6 protein-coding genes are annotated in these 5,658 nt (G+C 63.5%); 1 reads left to right on the top strand and 5 read right to left on the bottom strand.

Translation table 11 applies throughout. The features are described from left to right. A partial coding sequence (locus MOV75_RS25475) for an AGE family epimerase/isomerase (protein WP_247006805.1) occupies window positions 1-200 on the top strand: 200 nt, incomplete at its 5' end. A 64-nt stretch (window positions 201-264) separates the two neighbouring features. Here MOV75_RS25475 and MOV75_RS25470 read toward each other — a convergent pair. The 5 genes from MOV75_RS25470 to MOV75_RS25450 all read right to left on the bottom strand — a co-directional run. Then, complete coding sequence (locus MOV75_RS25470) at window positions 265-1,104, bottom strand: ABC transporter ATP-binding protein (RefSeq protein WP_246930257.1); 840 nt, start codon at window positions 1,102-1,104, stop codon at window positions 265-267. Window positions 1,105-1,229: 125 nt separating this feature from the next. Beyond that, a complete protein-coding gene (locus MOV75_RS25465) occupies window positions 1,230-2,513 on the bottom strand; it encodes an ABC transporter substrate-binding protein (RefSeq protein ID WP_246930256.1) in 1,284 nt (427 codons plus the stop codon). 44 nt (window positions 2,514-2,557) lie between these two features. Next, a complete protein-coding gene (locus MOV75_RS25460; RefSeq protein WP_246930255.1) occupies window positions 2,558-3,631 on the bottom strand; it encodes a branched-chain amino acid ABC transporter permease in 1,074 nt (357 codons plus the stop codon). A gap of 2 nt (window positions 3,632-3,633) precedes the next feature. Beyond that, window positions 3,634-4,527: a branched-chain amino acid ABC transporter permease gene (locus tag MOV75_RS25455; RefSeq protein WP_246930254.1), complete on the bottom strand. Its 894-nt coding sequence runs from the start codon at window positions 4,525-4,527 to the stop codon at window positions 3,634-3,636. 214 nt (window positions 4,528-4,741) lie between these two features. Further along, on the bottom strand, window positions 4,742-5,658 hold a 917-nt coding region (locus MOV75_RS25450; protein WP_247006804.1), incomplete at its 5' end, for an AMP-binding protein.

The following is a 5,658-nucleotide window of genomic DNA, read 5'->3' as shown; positions in this document are numbered from 1 at the left end:
AGTCCGGCGAGGCGGGCGCAGCGGACGAGGCGCGTGCGGCGCTGGTGCGGCTCGAACGGCATTATCTCAACCATCCCGTGAGGGGCGGCTGGTACGACCAGTTCGATCGCGACGGCAAGTCGCTGATCGACACCATTCCCGCGTCGTCGTTCTATCATGTTCTCTGCGCAGTCACGGAAGCGGAACAGGTGCTGGAGTAAGTGTCTCTTGTTCTGACGCGTTTTCTTCACGCGAACCGGTCCCACTTCGCTTGAAAACGCTATGTCAAAGCCAGCGCTTGCGCCGCTTGAAGCTCTTGAGGTTCTTGAAGCTCTTGCGCTGGTCGCCCGCGCCGCCGAGGTAGAATTCCTTGACGTCCTCGTTGTCGCGCAACTCGTCGGCGGTGCCGTCAAGCACGACCTTGCCCTGCTCCATGATGTAGCCGTGGCTCGCCACCGACAGCGCGGCGCGCGCGTTCTGCTCGACCAGGAGGATGGTGACGCCGAGATCGCGGTTGATTTTCTGGATGATCGAGAACACCTCTTTCACCAGCAGCGGCGACAGGCCCATGGAGGGCTCGTCCATCAAGATCATCTTTGGGCGCGCCATCAGCGCCCGGCCGATCGCGAGCATCTGCTGTTCGCCGCCGGAGAGGTAGCCGGCAAGGCCGGTACGCTCTTTCAGGCGCGGAAAATAATTGAAGACCATGTCGAGGTCGGCGTCGACCTCGCGGTCCCTGCGGGTGAAGGCTCCGAGCTTGAGGTTCTCCAGGGACGTCATGTCGGCGACGATGCGCCGCCCCTCCATCACCTGGAAGATGCCGCGGCGGACGATCTTGTCGGGATCGATACCGTCGATCCGCTCGTTTTCGAACACGATTTCGCCGCGCGTGACTTCGCCGTCCTCGGTCTTGAGCAGCCCCGAGATCGCCTTCAGCGTCGTCGACTTGCCGGCGCCGTTGGCACCCAGCAGCGCCACGATCGCCCCCTTGGGCACCTCGAGGCTGAGGCCGCGCAGCACAAGGATGACGTCGTCATAGACGACCTCGATGTTGCGCACTGCGAGGAGGGGCGGGGCGGCGACGGCCGTCGGCTTGGTGCGGGATGCTTCGAGAGTGTCGGTCATTGGTGTGCCTACCAAATAGCTACGCTCGTCATGCCCGGGCTTGTCCCGGGCATTCACGTACTTCGTGCCGTGAAGTCAGACGTGGATGGCCGGGACAAACCCGGCCATGACGTCCTGAGTTTGCGTTACCAGCCCAGCAATTCCGGCTTGCGCGGCAGCTCGACGGTCTTGACCTTCTCGAGCTTGATCGTGCCCTTGGCCATGAGATCGTTGAGGTCGCCGTCGGTCGCGCCCGAGATCTTGGTGCGATAGAGATCGACCTTCAGCGTGCCGCGATGGTCCTTGTCGGTCCAGGTCGAGGCATTGCAGACGCCTTCCATGCCGGCCGGCACCCAATCCTTCTTCTGGTAAAAGCCCTTGGCGACGTTCTCACCGGTGGCGCCGCCGTTCTTGGCGGCCCAGTCGATCGCCTCCTTCATGTACAGCGCCGAGCAGACGGCCGCGACGTAGTGCACGGGACGATAGACCTTGCCGCTGGCGTCGGACATCTTCGAGATCTCCATCAACGTCTTCATGCCGGGCGCATCGCCGCCCCAGCTCACCGCGGTGCGCAAGGGGAAGATCACGCCGTTGGCGGCATCGCCGGCCGTCTTGGCGGCGTTCTCGTCCATGCCCCAGACATTGCCCATGAACTGGATCTCGACGCCGGCGGTCTTGCAGGCCTTCAGCACCGAGATGTTGGAGGCGGCGGTGTTGCCGAGATAGGCGTAGTTGGCGCCCGAAGATTTCAGGCTCAGGCACTGCGCGCTGTAGTCCCCCGGCGCGAGCGCGAACACCAGCGGCGGCAGCACCTCGAAGCCGAGCTCCTGCGCCATTGCTTCACCGGCAGCCTTCGGCGCGTTCGGATAGGGATGGTTGGCGCCCATGTGCACGAATTTCGGCTTGCCGGACTTGCCCTTGGCCTTCCAATCCTCGGCGGCCCACATCAGCATTGCGCGCAGCGAGTCCGAATAGCTCGGGCCATAGAAGAAATTGTAGGGCGCGGGCTTGGCCTTGCCGCTGACGCCTTCGGGATCGGTGAGGGCGGCGGCATAGGAGCCGGACATGTCGGGAATCTTGTCCTGGGCGAGGAAGCCGGTCAGGGCCTCGGTGTCGGCCGTGCCCCAGCCCATGATCGCGGCGACCTTAGAGTCCGGCGCCGACCACTTCTTGTAGAGCGCGATCGCGCGCGGCACCTGATAGCCATAGTCGTTGGTGTCGACGTTGAGCTGCTTGCCGCCGACGCCGCCGTTCTTGTTGACCCAGGCGAAGGTGTCGGCGACGGCCTGACCAAAGGGCGTGCCGACGTCGGAGGTGCCGCCGGAATAGTCGGCGAGGTGCCCGATCGCGATCTGCGCCTGCGCGCCTGCCGAAAATGCGGCGATCGCCATGGCGAGCGATGCGGTGCTCAAAAGGGACTTCATCGTCATGGGTCGGTTCCTCCTGTTTATTGTTTAAGTGAAGTTGCCCGCGCTCAATGCGAGAACGGGTAGAGTTTCCAGTACGCCTTGATCTGCCGCCAGCGATGCGCGAGCCCGTCAGGCTCGAACATCAGGAACGCGATGATGATCACCCCGATCGCGATCTCGCGCAGGAAGGTGATGTTGGTGTTGAGCGACAGCGCCTTGTCGATCGCGCCGCCCTTCAAATAGTGGCTGATGAACTCCATCCCCTCGGGCAGGAGCACCACGAAAGCGGTGCCCATCAGCGTGCCCATGATCGAGCCGGTGCCGCCGATGATGATCATGGCGAGGAACAGGATCGAGCGCTCGATGCCGAAACCCTCCTGCGACACCACGAGCTGGTAGTGCGCGTAAAGGGCGCCGGCGATGCCGGCGAAAAAGGCGGCGAGCCCGAACGACAGCGTGCGGTATTTCGTCAGGTTGATGCCCATGATCTCGGCGGAGAGATAATGGTCGCGGACCGCCACAAGCGCGCGGCCGTCGCGGGTGCGCATCAGATTGGTGACGAGGACATAGCTCGCCAGCACATAGGCCAGCACGACGTAGAAATACTGTTTGTCGCCGCGCAGCGTGTAGCCGAAGATCGAGAACGGGTTTGCGCTTGCCGGCACCGAGCCGCCGGAGAACCATTCGGCACGGGAGAAAAAGTCGAGCAGGATGTATTGCGCGGCGAGCGTTGCGATGACGAGGTAAAGCCCCTTCAGCCGCGCCGCCGGGATGCCGAAGATCAGGCCGACCAGCGCGGTGACGATGCCCGCGAGCGGGATTGCGAAGAACACCGGGATCGGCGCGTTGTTGGAGATGTACGCCGAGGTGAAGGCGCCGAGCAGGAAGAAGGCCGCGTGCCCGATCGAGATCTGACCGGTGAAGCCGACCAGGATATTCAGGCCGAGTGCCGCGATCGAGAAGATGCCGATCTGGATCAGGATGCTGAGCCAGTAGCCGCTGAAGAATTGCGGCGCGAGGCACAGCAGCAGCACGCCCGCGATGGCGAAGTTGCGGCTGGTGGTGGTCGGGAAGATCGTGGTGTCCGCCGCGTACGAGGCGCGGAAATCACCAGCAGGAATGAGGGCAGGGCCGGCCATGGTCAGATCCGCTCGATGTCATGGGTGCCGAACAGCCCGTAGGGCTTGATCATCAGCACGATGATGAGGACGTAGAACGGCGCGATCTCGTAGAGATTGCCCCAGTGCAGGTATTCGCTGTCGATATATTGCGCGACGTTCTCGAGCAGGCCGATGATGATGCCGCCGAGCACGGCACCGCCGACCGAATCGAGCCCGCCGAGGATCGCCGCCGGAAACACCTTGATGCCGTAACCGGCAAGGCCCGAGGACACGCCGTTCACGACCGCGACGACGACGCCTGCAACCGCCGACACCGTCGCCGAGATCGCCCAGGCCATCGCGAACACGCTCTTCACGGAGATGCCGAGCGACTGCGCCACCTGCTGGTTGAACGCGGTGGCGCGCATCGCAAGACCATATTTGGATGCGCGGAAGAACCAGGCCATGCCGATCATCATCGCGACCGACACCACGAGGCTCATGACATAGACGGTCTGGATCTGGAGGCCGAACAGGCTGACCGACTGGCTCTCGAACACGCGCGGGAACGGCTGCGGATTGACGCCGAACATCCATTTCAGCGTCGCCTGGAGCACGGTGGAGAGGCCGATCGTCACCATGATCACCGAGATGATGGGCTCGCCGATCATCGGCCGCAGGATCAGGACCTGGACCGCAATGCCGAACACGAACATGAATACCAGCGTCATCGGCATGCCGATCCAGAACGGCACCTGGTATTTCGCCAGCAGGGCCCAGCACACCCAGGCGCCGACCAGCAGCAATTCACCTTGCGCGAAATTGACGACCTGCGTCGCCTTGTAGATCAGCACGAACGACATCGCGACCACGCCGTAGAGCGTGCCGACAACGAGGCCGTTGACCAGGAGCTGGATGAGGAAGGCGGTGTTCATGTGATGCTCGCGGACAAATGCGGCGCGCTCTTCCCCTCTCCCCTTGTGGGAGAGGGTGGCTTCGCGAAGCGAAGACGGGTGAGGGGTTGTTTCGGCAGTGACGGTGCGGAGAGACCCCTCACCCGAGTAAGGGCGTGGCTGATAGCGGAGAGGCCCTCTCCCACCAGGGGAGAGAGCACATTAACGCGCATCGCGCTCGTTGCCGACGGAAACATCACTCCGCCGCCTCCGCCATGTGACCATGCCCGCCGAGATCCACCACGCGCAGTGTGGTCCGCACCCGCTGCGTGGTGCCGTCCTGGAAGCGGATTACGGTATCGACGGGGATGTCGGCATCGCCGCGGTAGATGGCGTCGATGATCCCGGCGTATTTCTCGTTGATGACGCTGCGGCGCACCTTTCTTGTGCGGGTGAGCTCGCCGTCGTCGGCGTCGAGCTCCTTGTACAGCAGGAGGAAGCGCGAGATGCGCTGGGCCGGCGGCAGCGTGGCGTTGACGGTCTCGACCTCTTTCTGAAGCAGCGCATAGACTTCGGGCCGCGAGGCGAGATCGCTGTAGGTGGTGAAGGAGAGGCGGTTCTTCTCCGCCCATTTCGAGATGATGGAGTAGCGGATGCAGATCATCGCCGCGAGCGCGTCGCGGCCTGCGCCCAGCACCACGGCTTCGGCGATATAGGGCGAAAATTTCAGCTTGTTCTCGATGAACTGCGGCGAGAAGCGCTCGCCGCGCGAAGTCTCGGCGAGATCCTTGATGCGGTCGATGACGACGAGCTGCTGGTTCGCGTTGAAATAGCCGGCATCGCCCGACAACATCCAGCCGTCCCTGATGTCCGCGACGCTGGCCTCGGGATTCTTGTAATAGCCGAGAAACATGTTGGGGTGCCGCACCACGATCTCACCGACGCCATGGACGTCGGCGTTATCGATCCGGATCTCGACGTCGTCTGACATCGGCACGCCGGTTGTATCAGGGTCGACCTTGCCCTCGGGATGCAGCGTGTAGGCTCCCAGCAGCTCGGTCTGGCCGTACAGGGTGCGCAGCGGCACGCCCATGGCCTGGAAGAACTTGAAGGTCTCAGGACCGAGCGCCGCGCCGCCGGTCGCGGCCGAGCGCAGCCGGGTGAAGCCGAGGC

The organism is Bradyrhizobium sp. PRIMUS42 (assembly GCF_023006515.1).
GTDB lineage: Bacteria > Pseudomonadota > Alphaproteobacteria > Rhizobiales > Xanthobacteraceae > Bradyrhizobium.
Note: the sequence above shows the minus strand (reverse complement) of the source record. Positions and strands in the feature narration are given on the sequence as shown.

What these genes read in the sequence shown, in the direction of transcription:
- MOV75_RS25470 (WP_246930257.1), bottom strand. Translation starts at nt 1,104, where the DNA reads ATGACCGACACTCTCGAAGCATCCCGCACCAAGCCGACGGCCGTCGCC.
- MOV75_RS25455 (WP_246930254.1), bottom strand. Translation starts at nt 4,527, where the DNA reads ATGAACACCGCCTTCCTCATCCAGCTCCTGGTCAACGGCCTCGTTGTC.
- MOV75_RS25460 (WP_246930255.1), bottom strand. Translation starts at nt 3,631, where the DNA reads ATGGCCGGCCCTGCCCTCATTCCTGCTGGTGATTTCCGCGCCTCGTAC.
- MOV75_RS25465 (WP_246930256.1), bottom strand. Translation starts at nt 2,513, where the DNA reads ATGACGATGAAGTCCCTTTTGAGCACCGCATCGCTCGCCATGGCGATC.